The organism is Modestobacter versicolor (genome assembly GCF_041028285.1).
Lineage (GTDB): Bacteria > Actinomycetota > Actinomycetes > Mycobacteriales > Geodermatophilaceae > Modestobacter > Modestobacter versicolor_A.
This window is the reverse complement of record NZ_JABGDB010000001.1, coordinates 287,075-310,296: the sequence shown is the minus strand read 5'-3', so window position 1 is coordinate 310,296 and position 23,222 is coordinate 287,075. Positions and strand designations below refer to the sequence as shown.

Below are 23,222 nucleotides of genomic sequence, written 5' to 3'. Positions count from 1 at the left end.
GGGCGGGTCAGGCCCGGCGCTCCCACCACCGCACCGACGACAGGGTGCCGTCGGGCCGCGGCGCCGTCGTCACGCCGAGGTCGGCGTACCCGGCCCGGGCGGCGACCCGGGCGCTGGCCTCGTTGTCCGGCAGCATGCCGAGCCGGACGCACGGGTGCCCCACGGAGAGCAGCCAGTCGGTCATCAGCCGCACCGCCGCGACGGCCATCCCCCGGCCGCGGCCGGCCGGCAGCAGCGCGTAGCCGACCGCCGGCTCCGGCGAGCGCTCCACGGTCAGCGCCGCCATCCCGAGCGCCTCGCCGTCCGGCGAGCAGACCGCGTAGCGCTGGCCGACCCGCGCCCGGGCCCGCTCGGCGACCTCGGCCATCCGCTGCCGCGCGGCCTCCTCGGTCAGGTGCGGCGGGTGCGTCGTCCACCGGATGACGGTCGGGTCCTCGGACAGCGCCTGCTCCAGCGCCCAGTCCGCCGCCGTCATCGCCCGCAGGACGACGCCCTCGGACACCAGCGTCTCCGGTGGGGCCGCCCGCAGCACGTCGGTCATGCTCAGATCCAGTCGCGCCGCTTGAACACCGCGTACAGCACCACGCTGACCAGGCCCATCAGCACCACGGCCATCGGGTAGCCGAACCGCCAGTCGAGCTCGGGCATGTGCGTGAAGTTCATCCCGTAGACGGTGCCGACCAGCGTCGGGGCGAACAGGATGGCCGCCCACGCGGAGATCTTCTTGACCTCCTCGCCCTGCGCGAGCGAGGTCTCGGTCAGCTCGCGGATCTCCTCGTTCTGCCGCTGGGCGACCAGCGTCGCGTTCACGGTGAGGATGTCGCGCAGCTGCAGCCGGAAGCCCTCGACCCGCTCGACCACCTGGGTGACGTGGTCGGCGACGTCGCGCAGGTAGCTGCGCAGCTCCTCGTCCACGCCGTACTTCTCGAAGCCGGCGGTGATCGCAGCGAGGATCCCGTTCAGCGGCTGGGCGGCGCGCTGGAAGTCCACGACCTCCTGGGACAGCTCGTAGATGCGCCGGGAGGCACCCGGGTCGCCGCTGAAGACCTCGACCTCGATCTCGTCGATGTCGTTCTCCAGCCCGGCCACGACCGGGGCGTACCCGTCGACGACGGCGTCCAGGATCGCGTAGAGCACCGCCTCGCTGCCGCGGGCCAGCAGGTCCGGGGAGCTCTCCAGCCGGCGGCGCACCCGGGACAGGTCCGGCGACTCGCTGTGCCGGACGGTGATGGCGAAGTCCTTGCCGAGGAACAGGTGCAGCTCGCCGAACTCCACCTCCTCCTTGGCGTCGAGGTACCGGGCGGCCTTGAGGACGACGAACAGCGTGTCGCCGTACCGCTCGAACTTCGGCCGCTGGTGGGCCTGGATCGCGTCCTCGACGGCGAGGTCGGGCAGCCGGTACTGCTCGGCGAGCTCGCCCAGCTCGGCGGGGTCGGGCCGGTACAGCCCCAGCCAGACCATCCGGTCGCCGTAGCCGTCGTCCAGCCACTCGTGGCTCTCCGCCGGCGAGGCGGGGGTGGCGATCCGCCGTCCGGCGGCGTAGACGGCGTTGTCGACGACCCGGGACGGCCGCTCGACCGGCACCGCGACGGCGCGCTCCGGCGGGCGCGGCGCGGCGACCGGGCGCGTACGTCGGGTGAGGGTGGACAGCGCGGCGCGCGGTGCGCTGCGCGAGGTACGGCGACGATCGGTCACGGCGGACTCCCGGGAGGGCGCTGGAGCGGGGCAGCAGAGCGGTCCCCGCACGCGCGCTCCCCCGGTTCAGGAGCGGACCGGGGGCGTCAGCGAGGGGGGACCTCGGGACTGTGACTGGGGGGCTCGGTGCGCATCTGCCCGGTCACCTCCCGACGTCTGGGTACCCGGCGAGGGCGCGGGCCGTCGTCCATCGTGACACGGGCCGCGGCGGACCGGTACGTCCACTCCCCGTCCGGGTGGTGAACTCCCGGTGCCGGTCAGCCGCCCGGGGTCCCCAGCACGAGGTCGATCATCACCGGCAGCACCACCACGATGAGCAGCGCCCCGAGGACGTCGAAGGAGAACCCGCTGCGGATCATCTTGGTGATCGGGACGACGCCGGACCCGTAGACGATGGCGTTCTGCGGCGTCGAGACCGGCAGCATGAAGCCGAAGGACGCCGCGAAGGTCGCCGCCAGTGCGGGCACGAACGGGTTCACCCCGGCCGCCAGCGCCACCGGGATGATGATCGGCACCACCACGGCGGCCGAGGCCGTGTTGCTGGTCGTCTCGGAGATGATGATCGCCAGCACCACCGCGAAGACCGTGATGGCGAACGTGCTGGTCAGCCCGAGCAGGTCGGCGGACCCCTCACCGATGGTCAGCGCCAGGCCGGTGTCGTCGAGCAGCGAGCCGAAGACGATGCCCGTGCCGAAGAGCACCACGGTGCCCCAGTCGATCTTGGCAGCGTCGCTCCAGACCAGGGTGAACTCCCGGGCCTTCCAGTTCGTGGGGAGCACGAAGAGCAGCGAGGCACCGAGGACGGCGACGATGCCCTCGTTCAGCCGGCCGCTGACCGTCTCGTAGACGCTGGACTCGGTGCCGGCGGTCAGCGCGATGAGGCCGGGGAAGATCCACAGGAAGACGGTGGTGCCGAACGCGATGAGGGTGTTGCGCTCGGCGACCGAGAACCGCCCTAGCTCGGCCCGCTCGGCGCGGACGTACTCGTTCACGCCCTCGATCCGCCGGATCTCGGGGCGGTTGAGCAGCAGCAGCACGAAGGCCAGCGCGCAGAACATCAGCAGGCAGATCGGGGCGGCCATCAGCATCCAGTCCAGGAAGCTGATCCGCTCGCCGGTGGCCTCCTCGATCAGGCCGCGGCCGATCAGGTTCGGCGGCGTGCCGACCGGGGTGAGCAGCCCGCCGACGCTGGCGCCGTAGGCCAGCATCAGCATCAGCGCCACGCCCACCCGCAGGCGCAGCGGGTCGAAGTCCTGCTCGACCATGCCCTTGCTCTGCAGCAGCTTGGCGATCACCGAGAGGATGCCGATCGCCGTGGGCAGCAGCATCGCCACCGTCGCGGTGTTCGACACGAAGGCGGACAGCAGCGCGGTGATCGCGCCGAACGCGATGACCACCCGGTAGGTCGAGGTCCCGACCCAGCGCAGCGACAGCACGAACATGGCGAACCGCCGGGCCAGCCCGTGCCGGAGCATCGCCTGGGCCAGGATGAAGGCGCCGATGAAGGTGAACACCGTCGTCGAGCCGAACGGCGCCACCGCCTCGTCGGCCGGCACGACCCCGAGCACGACGATCGCCCCGATGCCGATAAGGCCGCCGATCGGGATCGGCACCGGCTCGGTGATCCACAGCACGATGACGCCGAGCAGCACCGCGGCCAGCAGGTGCTGCTGCCGGGGCAGGTCCAGCGGCACCAGCGCCACCACCAGCGTGACGAGCGGGGCGAGGAAGAGGCCGATCGTGCGGCGGCCCTTCTCGAACCGCTCCTCGGCCGGGCTGAGGGTCTGCTCCCCCAGGCTCCGGTAGGTCGCCGAGCCGAGGAACGCCGCGTCGACGTCCGTCCGCTCGGGCTGCTGCGGACCGCGCTCGGTGGTGGTCATCGTCCCTCCACGGCTGGATGTGGGACCAGACCCTAGGGACCGGCGGAGCCGCCGTCGACCGGGTCCGACGCGCCGTCCGGCGCCGGGGTCAGCGGGTGGCGAAGACCCCGGCCGGGAAGGCGCCGGCGGCCAGCACCCGGCCGGTGAGCGCGGCGGCGAGCTCGCCGACCCGCTCGGTGCGCTCGGTGCCCAGGTGCGCGAACGGCGCCGCGGACAGCTCGTCGGTCTCCTGCTCCAGCGCCTCCCGGAGCGCGATGCCCGCCGGGGTCAATGCGCCGTCGGCGACCAGGCCGCGGTCGGCGAGCCCGCCGGCGGCCGCGTCCCACTCCGCCGCGGACCAGCCGCGGCTCAGCTGGGCGGTCTCCCGGGTGAAGCCCCGGCCGGTGAGGGTGTGGGTGACCAGCGCCTCGAGCCCGGTCAGCCGGTGCCGCAGCAGGACGGCGACGTGCCCGTCGCCGCGGTGCTCGCGCAGCAGGCTGACCCCGTGCCAGACCTGCAGCACCGGGTCGGCCGGCCAGGGCAGGTCGGCGTGCGCGGCGTACAGCGGCCGGCCCTCCGGGGTCAGCGCGCCGCACGCCTCGCGCAGCAGCTCGGCCAGCTCGGCGACGTCCGCGGTCGGGACGTCGTCGCCGAGCAGGCGGGTGAGCGAGGCCCGCGCGGCGTCGTGCCGGGCGGCGAGCACCTGCTCGGGGTCGGCCAGGGTCCACGCGCGGGGCAGGTGGCGGGCGACCACCGACGGCGCGAAGTTGTAGAAGGTCGCCGTCACGACGCCGGGCCCGACCGCCCCCAGCGGGGCCGCGCGGCCGGCGAAGTAGCCCATCCGACCGGGGCGCAGGCCGGCCGCGGTGAGGCGCTCCCCGGTCTCCGGGGCGAAGTAGACCTGGGAGTGCAGCGGCTCCAGCCGCCTGTGCGTGCGGGCCACGAGACGCAGGTCCAGACTGGGCTGATCGACGCTGACCATGGCGCTGACCGTAGCCGCCGGGTGAACGTCGAGAAAACTTGACGCAGTAAATACTTGTACTCAGTTCAGGTTTCGGCCTACGGTGGGGGCGTGATGAGGAAGACGGTCAAGGCGGCGAGCAGTCCGCGCTGTCCGGTCGACGTCGTCATGGGGCATCGGGAGCGCAAGAAGCTCGAGGCCTGGCGCACCATCCGCTCCACCGCGCTGCGCCTGATCAGCGAGCGCGGCTACGACGCCGTCAGCGTCGAGGACATCGCCAAGGAGGCCGGTGTCTCGCGCACGACGTTCTTCAGCTACTTCCCCAGCAAGGAAGCAGTCGCCTTCGAGTTCGACCCGCAGGAACTCCAGCAGTGGCGCGCCCTGGTCGATGCCGAGGCGAGCGACCAGCCGCTGTGGGAGGCACTGACCGACCTGTTCCTCGACATCACCGAGCTGCTGCCCGAGTGGTTGCCGGTGCAGAAGCGGCTGCTCGTGGAGCACCCCGGGCTCATCCAGTCGGCCCGGGGCACCTGCGACAGCTTCGCCCCCGACCTGAGGGCCTGGATCGCCCGCCGCCTCCCCGACGGCGACGACCTCAGGACGACGCTGCTGCTCAACGTCTCCATGGCCGCGTTCATCACCGCGGTCGAGGCCTGGGACCCGGACGACTCCGTCGACACGCTGCGGGACACCGTGCGGACCTGCCTGCGCTGGGCCGGCGCAGGACTCGCACAGCCCGTGGGCTGACCCGCACCACCCTCATCGGCCGGCACCGCCGCCGGCCTCCCCGCACAGGACGACGACCGCGCACCGGCGCCGGCCGTCCCTGGGCGCACGCCCGCCACCCCCCACGCACTGCGCGACGCGCAGGAAGGACGGCTCTGCCATGCCCGCAGACAGCCTCACCACCCCACCCGGGACGGAGCTCCCCGACCTGGGCAGACCCGCTCCGGACGCCGGCCCGGACCCCCGCCGCTGGGCCGCGCTGGCGGTCATCGCCATCGCCCAGCTGATGATCGTGCTCGACGTCTCCGTGGTGAACATCGCGCTGCCCGACGCCGGGGCCGACCTCGGCATCAGCGCCGCGAACATCCAGTGGGTCGTCACCGCCTACACCCTCGCCTTCGGCGGCCTGCTCCTGCTCGGCGGCCGGATCGCGGACTTCATCGGCCGCAAGCGCGCCTTCCTCGTCGGCCTGGCCGGGTTCGCCGGCGCCTCCGCCCTCGGCGGCATCGCGCCCAACCAGGAGCTCCTGTTCGCCGCCCGCGGTCTGCAGGGCGCCTTCGCCGCGCTGCTCGCGCCGGCCGCGCTGTCGCTGCTCGCCGTCACCTTCACCGACGCCAAGGAGCGGGCGCGGGCCTTCGCGGTCTTCGGTGCCATCTCCGGCGGCGGCGCGGCCATCGGCCTGATCCTCGGCGGCGTGCTCACCGAGTACGCGTCCTGGCGCTGGACGCTGGGCATCAACGTGCCGATCGCCGCCGTCACCGCGGTGTTCGCGGTCGTGCTGGTGAAGGAGAGCCGGGCCACCGGCGACCGGCGCTACGACGTCCCGGGGGCGCTGCTGTCCACCCTCGGCCTGGTCAGCCTGGTCTACGGGTTCAGCAAGGCCGCCGAGGAGGGCGTGGGCTGGACCGACCCGGTCACCCTGGGCCTGCTCGCCGCCGCGGCCGTGCTGCTGGTGTCGTTCGTGCTCTACGAGCGCCGCGCCAGCCACCCGCTGCTGCCGCTCCGCGTCGTCCTGGACCGCAACCGCGGTGGCTCGTACCTGGTCTTCCTGTTGGTCGGCGCGGGGATCTTCGCGATCTTCCTGTTCCTGACCTTCTACTTCCAGCAGACCCTGGGCTACAGCCCGCTGGAGTCCGGGTTCGCGTTCCTGCCCTTCAGCGGCGGGATCATCCTGGGCGCCGGCATCGTCTCCCAGCTGCTGCCCCGCGTCGGGCCGCGCCCGCTGATCCTGGTCGGGCTGGCCCTGGGCGTGCTCGGGATGCTGTGGCTCACCCAGATCGAGTCGACCAGCGCCTACGTCACCGAGGTGCTGCCCGCCGAGATCGCCATCAGCTTCGGCATGGCGGCGGTCTTCGTCCCGGCGTCCAGCACCGCGCTGGTCGGCATCGGCGAGCACGACGCCGGCATCGCCTCGGCGGTGCTGAACACCTCCCAGCAGGTCGGCGGCTCCCTCGGCCTGGCCCTGCTGAGCACCTTCTACGCCTCGGCGGTCACCGGTCACCTGGCCGACAACCCCGGCGAGGCGCCCGGTGAGGCGTTCGTGCACGGATACCACGTGGCGTTCCTCTGGGGCGCGGTGTTCCTCGCCGTCGCCCTGGTGATCGCGGCGGTGCTGATCTCGGCGAAGAAGGACGACCTGCCGGCCGAGACCGCGATGGCCGTCTGACCTCCCCTCCCTTGCGAAGATGGCCGTGTTCACCCCTCCTGCGGGGGGCGAACACGGCCATCTCTGCCCCTGCGTGACACGGCGACGGCCGGTCCGGGCTCCCCGGGCCGGCCGTCGGCGTCTCAGCGCAGCGGGTCCAGGTGCCGGGACCACGACACCTCGGTGCGGGAGGTGCGGAAGCCGAGGCTCTCGTACAGCCCGAGGGCGCCGGTGACGTTGCCGCTGTCGACCTGCAGGCCGGCGGTCTGGCAGTCGCCGGCCGCCGCCACCCGCAGCGCCTCGACGATGACCGCCTTGGCCAGCCCCCGGCCGCGGGCCTCCGGCAGCACGCCGATCTGGCCGAAGTAGGTCTCCCGCTCCCCCGTCACCGCGGTGGTCGCCTCCGAGACGTAGGACAGCGCGTAGGCGAGGACGACGCCGTCCTCGACGGCCAGCACCGAGAGGTCGGGGCGGAACTGCGACTGCCCGGTGAACATGACCTGCCACGAGGTCTCGTCGCGCTCGCTCGACCCGTAGTGCTCGGTGAACGCGGCGTTGTGCGCGCGGCGCACCTCGTCGTCCCGGTCCCAGCTGAACGGCACCAGCTGCACGCCCTCGACCACCCGCGGCTCGGGCAGGTCGGTGAGCGGCCGGGTCATGTGGAAGAACCAGCGCGCCTCGACCAGGCCGGCCCGGCGCAGCATCGCCGCGAGGTCAGGCATCGAGGTGTAGGCGGTGACCGTCAGCCGGGCCGGCGCCTCCGGGTGCCGCTCGGCGTGCACCTGCGTGCCGCGCTCGAGCTGCCAGGCCAGCAGCGCCCGGCCGATGCCGCGGCCGCGCCACCGCGGGTGCACCCGGCCCTCCAGGTGCACGCCGTAGGCGTCCCGGAAGGTGGGCGGCGCGATCGCGGTGGCGAAGGCGACGACCTCGCCGTCGGCGGTGCGCACCACCTGGCTGTCGCGCGCCAGGTCGACCAGCTCGTTGACCCACCACCCGTGCAGGTCCTCGACCGACTCGTGGACGCCGGTGTCGTCGACGGCCTCCGCCGCGGCCAGCAGCTCGGCCAGCGCCGGGACGTCGTCCGGGGAGATCGGGCGGGCGGTCAGACCGTCGGGGAGCGTGATCACGGTGCCCCAGGCTAGTGACCGACGTCGAACAGGCGGGCACCGTTGTCCCACAGCACCGCCCGCAGCCAGTCCTCCCCCAGGTCCAGCCGGTGCAGCGCGGCGAGCTGGTGGGCGTAGGGGTAGGGGATGGCGGGGAAGTCGCTGCCCAGCAGCACCTTGTCCCGCAGGGCGGCCAGCCGGGGCAGCAGCGACCGGTCGAAGGGCATCAGCCGCTCGGTGAAGTCGGTGGCGAACATCGTGGTGTCCAGGTGCACCCGCTCGTACCGCTCCGCCAGCTCCAGGAAGGCGCCGTACTCCGGCATCCCCAGGTGCGCGATCACCAGCTGCAGCCTTGGGAAGCGCTCGAGCAGGCCGGTCATCGGCGCCGGCCCGGTGTGGTCGCCACGCAGCGGACCCGACCCGCAGTGGATGACCACCGGCGCCCCGGTCCGCTCCAGCCGGGCCCACACCGGGTCGAGCAGCGGGTCGCGCGGGTCGAACCGGCCGACCTGCACGTGCACCTTGAACACCCGCGCCCCGGCGTCCAGCGCCTCCTCGACGTACCCGGACGCCTCCGGCTCGGGGTAGAAGGTCGCCGACTGCAGCACCTGCGGGTGCTCGCCGGCGAAGGCGGCCGCCTGCTCGTTGAGCCAGCCGGCCATCCCCGGCTTGTGCGGGTAAGGGAGCGTCGGGAACGCCCGGACGCCGAGCCGCGCCAGGACGGCGAGGCGCTCGTCCACCGGCAGCGCGTAGGTGACCGGCCACGGGGCGCCGTAGTGGGTCTCGGCGTCGGCGAAGTACTGCCACACCTTCGCCTGCACCCGCTCGGGCAGGAAGTGCACGTGCACGTCGACCAGACCGGGCAGGCCGAGCTCCCGCCAGTACCGCGGGACGTCGTCGTCCCCCGCCGGCGGCTGGATCACAGCGTGACGACGACCTTGCCGCGGACGTGGCCCTCGGCGACCAGCCGCTGGGCGTCGGCGGTCTGCGCCAGCGGGAACGCCCGGGCGATCGCCACCCGCAGCTGACCGGCGTCGGCCATCCGGCCCAGCTCCTCGAGGTCGTGCTGGTCGGGCCGGACGAACACGTACCGGCCGCCCAGGTCCTTGACCACCGGGTCGACGATGCTGGCGATCCGCGCCGGGTCGCGCACCTGGTCGGGGGCGTCGCCCAGCGCGGGACCGCCGACCAGGTCGAGGACCGCGTCCACCTTGTCCGACAGCTGCCCGGAGATCGGACCGGCGCTGTAGTCGAGCACCTCGGCGGCACCGGCGTCGCGCAGGAAGCCGTGGTTGCGCGGGCTGGCCGTGCCGATGACGTGGGCCCCGAGCGCGGCGGCGATCTGGACGGCGAAGAAGCCGACCCCGCCGGAGGCCCGGTGCACCAGCACCCGGTCGCCCTCGCCGACGTCGAGCGCCTCGGTGAGCGCCTGGTACGCGGTCAGCCCGGCCAGCGGCAGTGCGGCGGCCTCGGTGAACCCGAGCGACTCGGGCTTGTGCGCGATGCACCGCTGCGGGGCCGGGACCAGCTCGGCCGTCGTCCCCCACTGGACGTCGTCCCGGCGGAGGTAACCGAACACCTCGTCGCCGGGGGCGAACTCGACCACCGCGGGGCCGACCTGCTCGACGACGCCGGCGAGGTCCCAGCCCGGGACGATCGGGAAGTGGTGCGGGAAGGCGCCGGCGAGGTGGCCCGCCCGGATGGTGAGGTCGACCGGGTTGACCCCGGCGGCGCGCACCCGGACCAGCACGGCGTCCGGACCGACGGGCGGCTCGGGCAGGTCGTCGCGCAACTGCAGGACCGACTCGTCACCGAACCGGTCGTAGGCGATGCCGCGCATCAGGTCAGCGCCGTCCCTTCACGTAGCGACCGAAGGCGCGTTCCATCTCGCGGCGCGAGTCGCGCTCGGCGAGGTCCTGCCGCTTGTCGTAGGTCTTCTTGCCCTTGGCGAGCGCGAGGGTGGCCTTGACCTTGCCGTCCTTGAAGTACAGGTCCAGCGGGACGAGCGTCAGCCCGCCCTCCTTGGTCTTGCCGATCAGCTTCTCGATCTCGGCGCGGTGCATGAGGATCTTGCGCTTGCGCCGCGGGGTGTGGTTGTTCCACGTCCCCTCGGTGTACTCCGGGATGTGCACGTGCTGCAGCCACACCTCGCCGTCGTCGACGGTGGCGAACCCGTCGACGAGCGACGCGCGGCCGGCCCGCAGGCTCTTCACCTCGGTGCCGGTGAGCACCAGGCCCACCTCGTAGGTGTCGAGGATGGAGTAGTCGTGCCGCGCCTTCTTGTTCTGGGCGATGAACTTGCGCCCCTGTTCCCGCGGCATGTCCCCAGGTTAGCCGCCCGTGACAACTGCGATCCCGGGGCTGTCAGAGCGCGGTGACCCGGTCGGCTCGAAGGCGCGGAACCGCAGGGACCGTCGCCTGCACCGTCTCGTCACCGCCTGACCCGGCTCCCCCTGGGAGGTGCTGACGCGGGTAGAGCCCTGCCCACAGGTGTGGGCAGGGCTCTACCCGGCTGGACCCCTGCCTGGCGCTGGGCCCTGGGGACGTCGAACGGTGGTGGACCATGCCGGTGACCGCCCCCGGCCGGGGCGCTCTCACGGCCGAGAGACCACGAGATCGCAGAGCTGGGCGCCCCTGGGGCGACGGCGGCTACAGGCGGACGTACAGGCGCAGGGTCACGTAGGCCGCGACGGCGGCCAGGCCGACCCCGGCGGCGGCGATGATCGGGGAGATCGCCGCGATGGCGCTCCAGTCGACCGGCGGGATGATCCCGGACTTGATCGGCCCGGCCAGCGTCTTGTCGACGAAGAGGATCTTGGTGAGCACCAGCCCGCCGATGGCGAGCAGCGCACCGATCAGGCCGGCCAGCGCCGCCTCGAGGATGAACGGCAGCTGGGTGTACCAGCGCGAGGCGCCGACCAGCCGCATGATGTTGGTCTCGTTGCGTCTGTTGAAGGCCGCGAGCTGGATCGTGTTGGAGATCAGCAGCAGCGCGGCCAGCGCCTGCACGACGGCCACCGCGATCGTGCCGTTGCGCGCCCCGTTGAGCAGGCTGAACAGCCGGTCGAGGAAGTCGCCCTCGTCGCGGACCTCGTCGACGCCGTTCTGCCCGTTCGGGAACTGCTCGGCGATCACCTCGTAGCGCTGGGCGTTCACCAGCTCCACCCGGAAGCTCTCCGGCAGCGCGTCCTCGGGGGTGTTCGCGATCAGCGCCGGCTGCTCCTGGAACTGCTGGGTGAAGCGGGCGTAGGCGTCGGCCTTTGACTCGTAGATGTAGTCCTTGACCTCCGGCGAGGCGTCGAGCTGGGCGGCGATCGCGTCGCGCTGCGGGTCGGTGATCCCGTCGGCGAGGTAGATCGAGACCTGGATCTTGTCGTAGTAGATCTCCCGCATGTCGCCGATCATGTTGGCGATCAGCAGACCGGTGCCCATGAGGCCCAGCGAGATCCCGGTGGTGAGGATCATCGCGACCGTCATGGTCAGGTTCCGACGCAGCCCGGCGGCCACCTCGGAGAGGACGAAGTTGACGCGCATCAGTTCCCTGTCGTGGTGTTCAGAGTCGTGGCGTGCAGCCGCCGGCCGGACGACATCTCAGCGGCCGAGCCCGTAGACGCCACGGCTCTGGTCACGGCTGAGGACGCCGTCGTTCAGCTCGATCACGCGGCGCCGCATCGAGTCGACGATGTGGTAGTCGTGCGTGGCCATGACCACGGTCGTGCCGGTGCGGTTGATCCGCTCCAGCAGCAGCATGATGTCCTGGCTCGTCTCCGGGTCCAGGTTGCCGGTGGGCTCGTCGGCGAGCAGCACCAGCGGGCGGTTGACGAACGCGCGGGCGATGGCCACGCGCTGCTGCTCGCCACCGGAGAGCTCGCCGGGCAGCCGGCCCTCCTTGCCGTCCAGGCCGACCATCTCCAGCACCTCGGGCACGACGCGGCGGATCGTCCGCTGCGGCTTGTTGATCACCTCGAGGGCGAAGGCGACGTTCTCGGCCACCGTCTTGTTGCGCAGCAGCCGGAAGTCCTGGAAGACGCAGCCCATGGTGCGGCGGAGCTTGGGCACCTGCCACTTGCTCATGGTGTTCAGGTTCTTGTCGTTGACCTTGATGACGCCCTTGGTGGGGCTGTCCTCCTTCAGCAGCAGCCGCAGGAAGGTCGACTTGCCCGAACCCGAGGAACCGATGAGGAAGACGAACTCCCCCTTGTCGATGTGCATCGAGACGTCATCGAGGGCCGGCCGCGGACTGGTCGGGTAGATCTTGGTGACGTGTTGCAATTCGATCACGAGGGACGACGGTACCTGTCCGGGCGCCGACGATGTCCTGTCTGGCCGGGCGCGCCGGGAACTCTCAGGAAGAGCTGTCGGCGGTCTCCTGCTGGCGGCGCCAGCGGATGCCGGCCTCGATGAAGGCGTCGATGTCGCCGTCGAGCACGTTGGACGGGTTGCCCGACTCCTGCTCGGTGCGCAGGTCCTTGACCATCTGGTACGGGTGCAGCACGTAGGAGCGCATCTGGTTGCCCCAACTGCTGCCCTCGCCCTTGAGCGCGTCCATCTCGGCCCGCTGCTCGGCCTGCCGGACGACGAGCAGCCGGGCCTGCAGCACCCGGAGCGCGGCGGCCCGGTTCTGGATCTGCGACTTCTCGTTCTGGCAGGAGACGACGATGCCGGTCGGGATGTGGGTCATCCGGACGGCGGAGTCGGTGGTGTTGACGCTCTGCCCACCGGGGCCGGAGGAGCGGAAGACGTCGACCCGGATCTCGTTCTCCGGGATGTCGACGTGGTCGGTCTGCTCGACGACGGGCAGCACCTCGACGCCGGCGAACGACGTCTGCCGGCGGCCCTGGTTGTCGAAGGGCGAGATGCGCACCAGCCGGTGGGTGCCCTGCTCGACGGAGAGCGTGCCGTAGGCGTAGGGCTGCTTGACCGCGAAGGTGGCCGACTTGATCCCGGCCTCCTCGGCGTAGGAGACGTCGTAGACCTCGGTCGGGTACTTGTGCCGCTCGGCCCAGCGCAGGTACATCCGCATCAGCATCTCGGCGAAGTCGGCGGCGTCCACGCCCCCGGCCTCGGAGCGGATGGTCACCAACGCCTCGCGGGCGTCGTACTCACCGGAGAGCAGGGTGCGCACCTCGAGCTCGTCGAGCACTGCGCGGATGCTCACCAGTTCGCGCTCGGTCTCGGCGGTGGTGGCCTCGTCGCCCTCCTCGGCGGCCATCTCGTGCATCAGACCGACGTCGTCCAGCCGGCTGCGCAGCTCCTCGACCCGGCGCAGGTCGCCCTGCAGGTAGGACAGCCGGGAGGTGAGCGCCTGGGCGGCCTCGACGTCGTTCCACAGGTCGGGGGCCGCGGCCTTCTGCTCCAGCTCGGCGACCTCGCGGCGCAGGTCGTCGACCCGCATCACGGCCTCGATCGACCGCAGGGTCGTGTCGAGCTCGTCCAGGACGACGGAGAAGTCAGCAGCCACGTCGGTCGAGGGTAATCGCGTGCACCAGCCGGCGTCGCGGGCCCGTCACTCGTAGAGCACGTACTCCGGCTGGGGGACGAGGGCGAGCACCGCGGCGGGGTCCATCAGCGGGCCGGAGCGGGTGTCCTCCTCGTAGAAGAGCTTGAACCCGGCGTGCACGAACGGCGGCGTCCCCTCCATCACCCGCTGGTAGGTGGCCACCTTGTCCGCCGCCGCCCCGATGCCGTCGACGCTCTTGACCACCGCCACGCCGGGGCGGTCGACCAGGACCTCCTGGCCGGTGACGATCTGGGCGTGCAGCTGGTGGTAGAGCATCACCTTCTGCGGCAGCCGGTGGGTGGTGACCAGCCCGTCCAGGTAGGCCGAGACGCTGTCGAGCTCGGCGCCGGTGGTCGAGCCGAAGACGTCGCCGGGCACCTGGCCGGGGTCGACCGCCCACTCCGGGTCCAGCGCCACCCCGACGTCGGGCTCCTTGAGCCACCGCTCGTAGTGCTGCACGGCGGGCAGGAAGTCCTGGTTGCCGGGCTGGATGCCGAGCAGCAGGATGCCGCCGCCGGCGCGGGCGGCGTCCAGGTACTGCTGGACGACGGCGTCGTCGGCCGGGCCGGAGAAGGTGCCGGCGGGGCCGGGGAACGGGTGCGCGGTGGTGGCGATGAGCTCGTAGGTGGGCAGCACGGTGCGGTCGGCGCCGTAGGGCACCGCCTGGTCGCGCAGCCGCTGGGTGGCCGCGGCCAGGTCGCCGGTCATCGGACCGAGGGCGGCGGAGCCCGGCGCGCCGGAGAAGCCGACCAGCCGGTGCTCGGGGAACACCCGGGTGCCGCCGGTGGGCAGCACCAGCTGGGTGGGGGTGGGCGGCGCGGTGGTCGTCGGCGCCGCCGAGGTCGACCGGGGCGCGGACGTCGAGGTCCCTGGGGCGTCGGCCTCGGACGCCGCCGAGCCACCGCCGCAGCCGGTCAGCAGGAGGACGGCGGCGAGCAGCGCGGCCGGCACGGCCCGGCGCGGCCGGAGGTCAGGGAGGCGCACCCCCGCCAGCCTGGTCGGCCCGGTCCGCCGGGGCAAACCGGGCCGGTGGGTCACGGGCGGTGCACCGGGGTCGCGCCGGGCCGCCAGCGGCCGGGGTGCGCGGTGAGGAAGGCGGGCACGTCGGCCGCGGGCATCGGCCGGGCGATGACGTAGCCCTGGGCGAAGGTGCAGCCCAGCTCGCGGACGAGGGCGAGCTGGTCGGCGGTCTCCACGCCCTCGGCCAGGCTGCGCATGCCGCAGGCCTTGGCCATGCCCACCACGGCGGCGATCGCGGCGGCGGACTCGCTGCGCCGGGTCTCGGTGCCGGCGATGAGGCTGCGGTCGAGCTTCAGCACGCCGGCGGGGATGGAGACCAGCTGGCTGAGCGAGGAGAAGCCGCTGCCGAAGTCGTCGATGGCTACCTCGATGCCGGAGATGCGCAGCTGGGCGAACTGGGCGGCCGCGCGCAGCGGGTCCTCCGCGACGCTGGTCTCGGTCAGCTCCAGCACCAGCCGCTCGGGGGCCAGGCCGGCGGCGGTGAGCGCGTCGTGGACGTCGGCGACCAGCGTGCCGGTGCCGAAGTGGGCGGCGCTGATGTTGACGCCGGTGACCAGCGGCAGGCCGGCCCGCTCCCACGCGGCGGTCTGCCGGGCGGCCTCGCCGAGCACCCACCGGGTGAGCGGCACGACCATGCCGTTCAGCTCGGCCAGCGGGATGAAGTCGCACGGCTGCAGCAGGCCGCGCTCGGGGTGCTGCCAGCGGACCAGCGCCTCGACGCCGGTGACGTCGCCGGTGGTCAGCTGCAGCAGCGGCTGGTAGTGCAGCACCAGCTCGCCGCCCTCGATGGCGGCCTGCAGCTCGGCGGCGACCAGCGCCTTCTGCTCGACGGCCGAGCGCAGCTCGGTGCTGAACACCCGCACCCGGTTCCGCCCGGCGGCCTTGGCGGCGTACATGGCCAGGTCGGCGTCGCGCACCAGGTCGGTGGACCGGACGTGGTCGTCGTCCCGGGCCGCGGTGGCGATGCCGATGCTCACGGTCAGCCGGGTGCTCCGGTCACCGAGCCGGAACGGGTCGTCGAAGGTGCTGTGGAAGCGGTCGGCCAGCGCGAGGGCGCCGTCGGCGTCGCAGTCCCGGCAGAGCACGACGAACTCGTCGCCCCCGAGCCGGCCGACGGTGTCCTCGCCGCGGGTGCGGTTGGACAGCCGCCGCGCCAGCTCGCGCAGCAGGTGGTCGCCGACCTCGTGGCCGAGGGTGTCGTTGACGTCCTTGAAGCCGTCGACGTCCAGGAAGAGCACGGTCACCGCGCCCCGGTCGGGACGGCGGAGCTCGGTGGCGATCAGGTCGTGCAGGTGCGCCCGGTTGGGCAGGTCGGTGAGGTGGTCGTGCCGGGCCTGCCAGGCGGAGGTGCGCTCGGCCTCGACCCGGGAGGTGACGTCGGTGTGGGTGACGACGACCCGGCCGGACTGGTCGGCGCGGGAGGCCTGCAGGTGGTACCAGCGCCGGCCGGCGACCGTGGCCATCGCGAAGTCGGCGGAGACGGCGCGGCGGCGGCCGCCGGCCAGCTCGCGCAGCGCGGCGATGCGCTGGTGGACGACCGGGTCGTCGGAGAGGCTGAGCATCACCGCGAAGTAGTTGCCGCCCACGCCCACCCGCAGCCGCTCGTCGGCGGTGAGGTCGCAGGCGACGTTCCAGGCCGAGTTGACCAGCAGCATCGTGCCGTCGGCGTCGATGAGCACGGTCGGCGAGGGCAGTGCGTCGAGGACGCCGCTGACCAGGTCGGCGTGCGTGGCGCCGGCGCCGTCCCGGTGGCTGATGTCCAGGGGCAACGGCGGTGTCGGCACCGATCGCGGCACGCGAGCCCTCCCCGGTCGTCCTGTCCGGACGCCGGCTGCTCGACGTCGCTCCTCGGGTCATCGGGCACCGGCGTGCGGTGCTGTACCCATGGCCGGGGCGGGTCGCCGTATCGGGTGAGCTCCGCCGCGGTCGCTGACCACCGTACGTCGGCCGCCCAGGTGTGGAGGCGAGCCGGGCACGGGTAGGGGCCGGGCATGGACGGATCGACGACGATCGAGCTCGGTGGCGAGCAGTACCTGGTGCAGCGGGACGGGGGTGCGCTGCGGCTGGGCCGGCAGGTGGGCGGCGAGACCGTCTGGCTGGACGACATCGCGGTGAGCGACCTCCCCGGCCCCGCCCAGGAGGCGCTGGAGAGCGGCGAGCACGCCGACACCACGCTGCAGACGGCGCTGCTCGGCGTCGTGCGCGCGCAGGTGGACCGCGGCGCCTGACCTTGCGGAGGTCTTGCGGTTGGCTGCAGCCGGCCGTGCGGGAACGCCCCGAGGCTCGGGGCATGGACATCGAGGACGCCTTCGCCCTGCTCACCGAGCTCGAGCTGCACGAGGTCGAGGAACTGGACGACGAGTGGTTCGAGGCGGAGCTGCGGGAACTGCTGCCGCTGGCCTGACTCCGAGTGCACGGACGGCGTCGGAGGGGCACCCTGGTGTCCTGGGGGACGACGACGTCCCCCGGCCGGGAGGCTGGTCCGATGAGCGTGCTGTTCCGCTGCGACGAGTGCGCGGAGGTGGCCGACGACGAGGCCGCCGTCGGCTGGGTGGAGGTGCGCGAGCTGGGCGGGCGGCCGCTGCTGCCCCCGGCGCCGCACCACCTGTGCCGGCTGTGCTGGGCGCGCACCACCGCCGCGGTGCACGCGAGCCGGGTGGAGGTGCTGGAGTTCCCCCAGCTCAGCGAGCACGCGCAGAACCGAGACACCGTGCAGTGACGCCGGCGGCGCCGGTCAGTCGAAGGGCGTCCCGCCGCCGGCGATCCAGGTGAGCAGGATCATCGCCACGAAGACGGCGAGGACGCAGGCCACCCCGAGCGCGGGGGTGAGCCAGGCGTGCCGGCCGAAGAGCCCGACCGGCTCGCTCGGCGCGGTCTGCCGGTTGCCGGACCGGTGGTCGAGGTCCTCGTCGACCGGCGGGTCGGCGGCCTGCCGCGGGGCGGGGACGGCGGCGGTGGCCGTGCGGTCGGTGCGTGCCGGAGTGCTCATGGCGTGCCTCCTGCGGAACCGGCCGGGACCGGTGCCCGTGCTCGGCTCCGGTGCGGACGCTACTCGCGATTATGGGCTCCGGGGGTCCTTCCGGCCTCCCTTCTCGACCGGCCCGGTCAGCCGTCGACGTAGCGGTCGCGTTCGACGACGAACTCACCCGTCGCGGTGTTGGCGTCGATGAAGTCCGGCAGCAGCGGGACGCGCACGGTCACCGTGACGCAGACGGTGAACTCCTCGCCCGGCGCCAGCGTCGGCGCGTAGCTGCCCGCGGCGTCGCAGCCCGCACCGACCGGGGCGTAGCCGAGCACCACGTCGGTGGCCTCGACCGACTGGTCGGCCACCGCGATCGCCACCGCGGCCTCCGCCCGCGCCTGCCCGGTGACCGGGTCGGGCGCGGTGCCCATCGCCCGGCCGGCCTCCCGCGCGGCCTCGGTCGAGGCGAACACCCCGCGCTGGACGGCGGAGAACCCGGCCACGACGTAGACCAGCGGCAGGAACACCACCAGCGCGATGAACACGAACTCGACGATCGCCGAGCCGGCCTCGTCGTCCCCGTCGGCGAGCCGCGCCCGCAGCCACCTCACGGCCCCTCCTCCAGCGCACGGCCGGTCGCCTCCAGCGGCAGCAGCGCGCCGAGGGTGGCGAACAGGCTCGGCACCGCGCCGGTGCACCGGACGACGACCAGCGAAAGCCCGCTCGCGTCGGTCTCCTGCTGCGACGTGCAGCTCAGGCCGGCCGCCGTCCGGGCTGAGGTGGCCTGGCCGACGACCTCCAGCGTCCGGGCCGCGCCGGCCTCGGCGGGCACATCGGCGTTCGCCGCGTACCGGGCGCCCTCCTGGGCGCTGGCCACCACCACGTTGCGCACGTGCACGTAGACCGCGACCTGCAGCACGGCCAGCAGCAGCGCGACGACCAGCACGCCGACCAGCACGAAGTCGACGACCGCGCTGCCCCGCTCCCGACCTCCGCTCTGTGGCCCCTCTGCAGGGGCCCGACGGGAGCCTGCGAGGGGCGGGGGGCAGAGGGGTCCTTCGTCAGGGCGCACTCGTGACGGAGTCCAGGGCGTTCGACACCGCCTCCACGATCGCCGCGCGGAAGGGCACCAGGATGGCCAGCACCAGGGCCGCCGTCATCACGGTGATCATCACCCAACCGGGCACGTCGCCCCGCTCGGGGTCGTCGTCACGCAGCCGGTCGGCCAGCGCCGCGAGCGCGGCCAGGGTCCAGGCGTACATCTGTGGTCCTCCTCGGTACGTCACCGGCGTCACTGCGCCAGCGAGACGATGCTGATGAGCCCCGGGAACAGGGCGAACAGGACGGTGACCGGGAGCACCAGGAAGACGACCGGCACCATCATGGCGATCTCCTTGCGCCCGCCGGCCTCGAGCAGCCGCCGCTTGCCGGCCTCCCGGACGTCGGCCGCCTGGGCCCGCAGCACCTCGGCCAGCGGCGTCCCGCGCTCGATCGCCACGACCAGGCCGTCGACGAACCGGGCCAGCGCGTCGAGCGAGGTGCGGTCGGCCAGCTGCTGCAACGCCTCGACCAGCGGGACGCCGGCCCGGGCGCGGGCCAGCGTGGCGCGGAGCTCACCGGCCAGCTCGCCGCCGGACAGCCGGGTGACCCGGGCGATGGCGGCGGTCGGGCTCTCCCCCGCGGTCACGGCCAGCGCGAGCAGCTCGGCGATCGCCGGGAACTCGGCCAGCAGCAGCTCCTCACGACGCTGCACCTGCTGCGTCAGCCACCAGTCGCGGCCGAGCACACCGCCGACTCCGCCGGCCACGCACAGCAGCACGACGGACAGCACGTTCACCGACCCGGCCAGCGCGGACCCGACGGCGGAGAGGGCGGCGGCGCCCAGCAGGCCCACCCCGCCCCAAACGACCTGCTCGACCCGGAAGTCCTCGACCGTGGTGTCGCCGCCGAGTGCGTCGAGCCGGCGGCGCACCGCCACGCGCCCGCCGAGCAGCCGGTCGACGTGCCGGGCACCGTCGGCGAGCAGCGGGCCGAACACCCGCCGGGCGGCGGTCAGCAGGCCGGGCTGGGTGACCGTGCCGAGCAGGCGGGAGGGTGCCGGGCTGTCGTGGACGTAGGGGGCCAGCCGGTCGACCAGCCGCACCTGCCGGAACGGCGGGGCGAAGCCGACGACCAGCAGCACCCCGGACGCCGCGGTGAGGCCGAGCAGCATGCCCACCAGCCCCGCGCTCACTGGAGCACCCGGACGTCTGCGGGCAGCCGCCCGATCCGCAGCATCAGCCGGTAGGCCACCACGCAGACGGCACCGCCACCGAGCAGCAGCGCCGTCCCGACCGGGCTGTCGTAGGCGGTGAGCGTCTGCTCCTGGGTGGCGAGCAGGAGCAGCACGACCCACGGCGCGCCGACGGCCAGCCGGGCCGCCTGGACGACCCAGCCCTGGCGGGTCTCCAGCTCGGCCCGCGCCCGGGCGTCCTCGCGGAGGAACGCCGCGAGCGTGCGGAGCACCCGACCGAGGTCGCTGCCGCCGACCTCGCGGGCGACCCGGAGGGTCTCCACGATGCGGTCGCCCACCGGATCGGCCAGGTCGTCCTTGAGCCGGTCGAGTGAGTCACTGAACCGACCGCTGCTGCGGTGGTCCGCGGCGAACCGGGCGAACGCCGGACGGAGCACCTCCGGCCCGCGGACCGACAGCGCGGACAGCGCCTCGGGCAGCGACAGACCGGCGCGGACGGCGGAGGCGAGGTTGTCGACGACCTCGGGCCACACTTCGCGGAGGTCCGCCCGACGCTTGGCCGCCAGCCGGCGCACCAGCAGGTACGGCACGGCGGCACCGAACACTCCGAAGACCAGGCTGATCGTCACCGTCCGGGTGGTGAGCAGCACCAGCACCGTCGCGGCCAGGCCCAGCCCGACCTGCAGCGCGAGCAGCTGGGCGCCGTTGATGCCGGTCAGCCCAGCAGCCGCGAGCAGCTGCTGGCGGCCGCCGGGCCGCGCGACGGCCCGGCGCACCGGCGCCCGGGGACCGCTGCGCCAGACGAGCAGCAGACCGGTCCCCAGCAGCAGCCCGAGGAAGCCGCCCGAGACGGTCACGACCGGTCCCCGAGGAGCGCCGCCAGGTCGAAGCCGTGGGCGGCGTACCTGTCGGCGTGCGGCGGGTAGCCGTCGGCCCGGACCAGCGCCCCGTCCCGGGTGGTGAAGACGTCGGCGGTCTCGACCACGCTGCCCTCGGCCCGACCGGGCAGCGCGACCACCTCGCGCAGCCGGCGCTGACCGCTGGGCTCCGTGCCGACGTGGACGACGAGGTCGACGCTCGAGGCGACCGTCGGGACGACGAAGGCGTGCCCGATGTTCTCCCCCGCCAGCAACGGCAGGGTGCACATCTTGACCACGGCCTCCCGCGCGCTGTTGGCGTGCAGGGTGCACATGCCGGGCAACCCGGAGTTGAGCGCGATGAGCAGGTCGAGGCACTCCTCCTGGCGCACCTCCCCCACCACCAGCCGGGAGGGCCGCATCCGCAGCGCCTCCTTCACCAGCCGGCGCAGCGGGATCTCCCCAGCGCCCTCCAGGTTGGGCTGGCGGGTCTGCATCGCCACCACGTCGGGCAGCGGGACCCGCAGCTCGAAGACCTCTTCGCAGGTGACGACCCGCTCCCGGGCCGGGATGGCGGCGCACAGGCAGTTCAGCAGCGTGGTCTTGCCGGCCTGGGTGCCGCCGGAGACGAGGATGTTGAGCCCGGCGGCGACCGACGCCTCCAGGAAGCGGGCCACCTGGGCCGTCAGCGTGCCCAGCGCCACCAGCTCGTCGAGGCTGTGCGCGGAGAGCACGAACTTCCGGATGTTGACCGCCATGTGCCGGCGGGTGACGTCGGGGATGACCACGTGCAGCCGTGAACCGTCGGGCAGCATCGCGTCGACGAAGGGTGTCGACATGTCGATCCGGCGACCCGACGTCCGCAGCATCCGCTCGACCAGGTCGGCCAGCTGGCCTGCGCCGAGGATGGTCGTGGTCAGCTCGCTGCGACCGCGGCGGGCGATGAACACCCGGCCCGGCTCGTTGACCCAGATCTCTTCGACCTCGGGGTCGTCGAGCCAGCGCTGCAGCGGCCCGTAGCCGGCCACCCGGTCCAGCACGTCGCGGACCACACCGTCGGCGTCACCGATCGGCGGCAGCGCCGAGGACAGCGACCGCTCGGAGTAGTCGGCCACCACGTCGCGCACGAGCAGCCGCACCGGCGCCGGGTCGGTGAACGGATCGAGCCCCCGGCGGCGGATGAGCTCCCGCACCTCGCCGTCGACGACGTCGACAGCAGTGCTCCCAGCCGGCACGACACCCCCGTTGAGCAGCCCATGGTCGTTGTGAGTCCAGTGACTGTAAGGGCACGAACCGGTTCCGTGGGGGCCTCGTGTGGACAGACTGTGATCTCCGGACGGGCAGGTTCACCCGATCAGGCGAACCCAGCTCGACCCGACCCGGCCGGCGGCCACTGTCAGTCACGCCACGGGGGTCTCCAGCACAGTCGAGCCCTGCCCACAGGAGTGGGCAGGGCTCGACTGTCGGCGGGACCTCTTCGGCCGACGGGTCCCTCAGGACCAGGAGGCGGAGCCTGCCGCGTCGCCGGCCTGCTGCACGGCCCGGGAGACGGCCATCGCCGTCACCCGCGCCGGGTGCACCATCGCCGGCACCGAGGCCTCGGAGTGCCGGAGCACCAGCGACACCGCGGCCACCACCGACCGGTCCGGGCCGAAGACCGGCGCAGCCACCCCGACGTACTCGTCGTCCACCTGCCGGTCGCTCACGGCGTACCCGCGGTCCCGCACCTCAGCCAGCGCCGGCACCAGGTCGGCCCGGTCGACGAAGGTGCGCGGGGTGTACCGGCGCAGTGGGGTGGCGAGCAGCTCCTCCAGCACCTCGTCCGGGGCGTAGGCGAGCAGGACCAGCCCGATGGCGGTGGCGTGCAGGGTGTACCGCCCGCCCACCCGGGGCCGGGCCCGCGCATGCCGCGGGTGCTCCAGCCGCTCGATGGTCACCAGCTCGCTGCCCTCGCGGATAGCCAGCTGCACCGTGCCGTGCGTCGTCTCGTAGAGGTCCTGCAGGTACGGGCGGGCCAGCCGTTGCAGCCCCATCGCCCGCGGTGCCAGCGAGGCGACCTCCCACAGCCGCAGCCCGATCCGGTACAGGCCGTCGGCGTCGCGCTCGATGGCGCCCCACTCGGTGAGCCGGCCGACGATCCGGTAGGCCGTCGACACCGGGAGGTCGGCCCGCCGGGCGATGTCCGACAGCGACTGGCGCACCCGGCCACCGGAGAAGGTGCCGATCACGGCCAGGGTGCGGTCGATCACCGAGCGGGCCGCGCGCGGCTCGTCCGGGTCCGTTCCGGGGCCGACCGTCACCCAGCCATCCTGCCGCTGAGGAGCGGCCGTCACTTCCCGTTCGGCAGCACGACGTGGTCGACGGAGTACGGGGTCGACTCGAGGGCGTCGTTCATGATCGCCTGCATCACCGGCAGCGGCACCAGGCACTCGGCGCAGGCGTCCGGGCCGGCCTCGACGTGCACGACCACCTGGTCGGCCGCGGCGGCGGTCCAGCGCAGCAGGTAGCCGTCGGAGGCGAGCACCTCGCGGAACTGCTGCAGCGCGGCGTCCACGGCTGCGGTGTCGATCGTCGTCGCGACGGTCTGCTCGGTCATCGGGACCTCCACGGGAGCGAGGGACGGCACGGACTCCCGCACCGGGTTCATGTGACCACCCC

General features: G+C 73.3%; 26 protein-coding genes. 4 read left to right on the top strand and 22 right to left on the bottom strand.

Going from position 1 to position 23,222, the window contains the following annotated elements:
• Positions 1-7: 7 nt before the first annotated feature.
• From HL054_RS01640 to HL054_RS01625, 4 genes are all read right to left on the bottom strand, one after another.
• Positions 8-541, bottom strand: a complete 534-nt coding sequence (locus HL054_RS01640) for a GNAT family N-acetyltransferase (RefSeq protein WP_369136944.1) — start codon at positions 539-541, stop codon at positions 8-10.
• Positions 542-543: 2 nt separating this feature from the next.
• Positions 544-1,695 carry a magnesium and cobalt transport protein CorA gene (locus HL054_RS01635; RefSeq protein ID WP_369136943.1) on the bottom strand — a complete coding sequence of 384 codons (1,152 nt, stop codon included), beginning with the start codon at positions 1,693-1,695 and terminating at the stop codon, positions 544-546.
• A gap of 257 nt (positions 1,696-1,952) precedes the next feature.
• On the bottom strand, positions 1,953-3,575 hold the full coding sequence (locus HL054_RS01630; protein ID WP_369136942.1) for an SLC13 family permease: 1,623 nt from the start codon (positions 3,573-3,575) through the stop codon (positions 1,953-1,955).
• A gap of 88 nt (positions 3,576-3,663) precedes the next feature.
• Entirely contained in the window at positions 3,664-4,536 is an 873-nt protein-coding gene (locus HL054_RS01625; RefSeq protein ID WP_369136941.1) for an SCO6745 family protein, read from the bottom strand.
• 93 nt (positions 4,537-4,629) lie between these two features.
• On the opposite strand from HL054_RS01625, the gene HL054_RS01620 reads away from it, so the two are divergent.
• A complete protein-coding gene (locus tag HL054_RS01620) occupies positions 4,630-5,262 on the top strand; it encodes a TetR family transcriptional regulator (RefSeq protein ID WP_369137961.1) in 633 nt (210 codons plus the stop codon).
• 139 nt (positions 5,263-5,401) lie between these two features.
• Positions 5,402-6,907 carry an MFS transporter gene (locus HL054_RS01615; protein WP_369136940.1) on the top strand — a complete coding sequence of 502 codons (1,506 nt, stop codon included), beginning with the start codon at positions 5,402-5,404 and terminating at the stop codon, positions 6,905-6,907.
• A gap of 122 nt (positions 6,908-7,029) precedes the next feature.
• Here HL054_RS01615 and HL054_RS01610 read toward each other — a convergent pair whose 3' ends face one another.
• The 9 genes from HL054_RS01610 to HL054_RS01570 form a co-directional block, all read right to left on the bottom strand.
• Positions 7,030-8,013, bottom strand: a complete 984-nt coding sequence (locus tag HL054_RS01610) for a GNAT family N-acetyltransferase (protein ID WP_369136939.1) — start codon at positions 8,011-8,013, stop codon at positions 7,030-7,032.
• A gap of 11 nt (positions 8,014-8,024) precedes the next feature.
• Positions 8,025-8,915, bottom strand: coding sequence for an amidohydrolase family protein (locus HL054_RS01605; RefSeq protein WP_369136938.1), 891 nt, complete (start codon positions 8,913-8,915; stop codon positions 8,025-8,027).
• Positions 8,912-9,832, bottom strand: coding sequence for an NADP-dependent oxidoreductase (locus tag HL054_RS01600; protein ID WP_369136937.1), 921 nt, complete (start codon positions 9,830-9,832; stop codon positions 8,912-8,914). Before HL054_RS01600 ends, HL054_RS01605 begins: the two co-directional genes overlap by 4 nt.
• Before the next feature lie 4 nt (positions 9,833-9,836).
• A complete protein-coding gene (gene smpB / locus HL054_RS01595) occupies positions 9,837-10,313 on the bottom strand; it encodes an SsrA-binding protein SmpB (RefSeq protein ID WP_110550925.1) in 477 nt (158 codons plus the stop codon).
• A 328-nt stretch (positions 10,314-10,641) separates the two neighbouring features.
• The gene (ftsX, locus tag HL054_RS01590) at positions 10,642-11,526 is read right to left on the bottom strand and encodes a permease-like cell division protein FtsX (protein ID WP_369136936.1); all 885 of its coding nucleotides are present in this window, start codon (positions 11,524-11,526) and stop codon (positions 10,642-10,644) included.
• A gap of 57 nt (positions 11,527-11,583) precedes the next feature.
• Positions 11,584-12,273, bottom strand: coding sequence for a cell division ATP-binding protein FtsE (gene ftsE, locus HL054_RS01585; protein ID WP_369136935.1), 690 nt, complete (start codon positions 12,271-12,273; stop codon positions 11,584-11,586).
• A 64-nt stretch (positions 12,274-12,337) separates the two neighbouring features.
• Positions 12,338-13,453 (bottom strand): peptide chain release factor 2, encoded by a 1,116-nt coding sequence (gene prfB / locus HL054_RS01580; protein ID WP_369136934.1) that lies wholly within the window; start codon positions 13,451-13,453, stop codon positions 12,338-12,340.
• A gap of 45 nt (positions 13,454-13,498) precedes the next feature.
• Positions 13,499-14,476 (bottom strand): hypothetical protein, encoded by a 978-nt coding sequence (locus HL054_RS01575; RefSeq protein WP_369136933.1) that lies wholly within the window; start codon positions 14,474-14,476, stop codon positions 13,499-13,501.
• Positions 14,477-14,526: 50 nt separating this feature from the next.
• On the bottom strand, positions 14,527-16,308 hold the full coding sequence (locus HL054_RS01570; RefSeq protein WP_369136932.1) for a putative bifunctional diguanylate cyclase/phosphodiesterase: 1,782 nt from the start codon (positions 16,306-16,308) through the stop codon (positions 14,527-14,529).
• 195 nt (positions 16,309-16,503) lie between these two features.
• Between HL054_RS01570 and HL054_RS01565 the strand changes: the two genes are divergently transcribed.
• Positions 16,504-16,740 (top strand): hypothetical protein, encoded by a 237-nt coding sequence (locus HL054_RS01565; RefSeq protein WP_369136931.1) that lies wholly within the window; start codon positions 16,504-16,506, stop codon positions 16,738-16,740.
• A 257-nt stretch (positions 16,741-16,997) separates the two neighbouring features.
• Entirely contained in the window at positions 16,998-17,231 is a 234-nt protein-coding gene (locus HL054_RS01560; protein WP_369136930.1) for a hypothetical protein, read from the top strand.
• 15 nt (positions 17,232-17,246) lie between these two features.
• On the opposite strand, the gene HL054_RS01555 is transcribed toward HL054_RS01560, so the two are convergent.
• The 9 genes from HL054_RS01555 to HL054_RS01515 all read right to left on the bottom strand — a co-directional run bounded on the left by HL054_RS01555 (position 17,247) and on the right by HL054_RS01515 (position 23,160).
• Positions 17,247-17,501 carry a hypothetical protein gene (locus HL054_RS01555; RefSeq protein WP_369136929.1) on the bottom strand — a complete coding sequence of 85 codons (255 nt, stop codon included), beginning with the start codon at positions 17,499-17,501 and terminating at the stop codon, positions 17,247-17,249.
• A gap of 116 nt (positions 17,502-17,617) precedes the next feature.
• Positions 17,618-18,085 (bottom strand): hypothetical protein, encoded by a 468-nt coding sequence (locus tag HL054_RS01550; RefSeq protein WP_369136928.1) that lies wholly within the window; start codon positions 18,083-18,085, stop codon positions 17,618-17,620.
• Positions 18,082-18,546, bottom strand: coding sequence for a TadE/TadG family type IV pilus assembly protein (locus tag HL054_RS01545; protein WP_369136927.1), 465 nt, complete (start codon positions 18,544-18,546; stop codon positions 18,082-18,084). The genes HL054_RS01550 and HL054_RS01545 overlap by 4 nt, the downstream gene beginning before the upstream one ends.
• Positions 18,536-18,736, bottom strand: a complete 201-nt coding sequence (locus HL054_RS01540) for a hypothetical protein (RefSeq protein WP_369136926.1) — start codon at positions 18,734-18,736, stop codon at positions 18,536-18,538. The genes HL054_RS01545 and HL054_RS01540 overlap by 11 nt, the downstream gene beginning before the upstream one ends.
• 29 nt (positions 18,737-18,765) lie before the next feature.
• Positions 18,766-19,707, bottom strand: a complete 942-nt coding sequence (locus HL054_RS01535; RefSeq protein WP_369136925.1) for a type II secretion system F family protein — start codon at positions 19,705-19,707, stop codon at positions 18,766-18,768.
• Positions 19,704-20,564 carry a type II secretion system F family protein gene (locus HL054_RS01530; protein ID WP_369136924.1) on the bottom strand — a complete coding sequence of 287 codons (861 nt, stop codon included), beginning with the start codon at positions 20,562-20,564 and terminating at the stop codon, positions 19,704-19,706. The genes HL054_RS01535 and HL054_RS01530 overlap by 4 nt, the downstream gene beginning before the upstream one ends.
• The gene (locus HL054_RS01525) at positions 20,561-21,799 is read right to left on the bottom strand and encodes a CpaF family protein (protein ID WP_369136923.1); all 1,239 of its coding nucleotides are present in this window, start codon (positions 21,797-21,799) and stop codon (positions 20,561-20,563) included. The genes HL054_RS01530 and HL054_RS01525 overlap by 4 nt, the downstream gene beginning before the upstream one ends.
• A 258-nt stretch (positions 21,800-22,057) precedes the next feature.
• Complete coding sequence (locus tag HL054_RS01520) at positions 22,058-22,864, bottom strand: IclR family transcriptional regulator (RefSeq protein WP_369136922.1); 807 nt, start codon at positions 22,862-22,864, stop codon at positions 22,058-22,060.
• A gap of 29 nt (positions 22,865-22,893) precedes the next feature.
• Positions 22,894-23,160, bottom strand: coding sequence for a hypothetical protein (locus HL054_RS01515; RefSeq protein WP_369136921.1), 267 nt, complete (start codon positions 23,158-23,160; stop codon positions 22,894-22,896).
• Between the last annotated feature and the right edge of the window lie 62 nt (positions 23,161-23,222).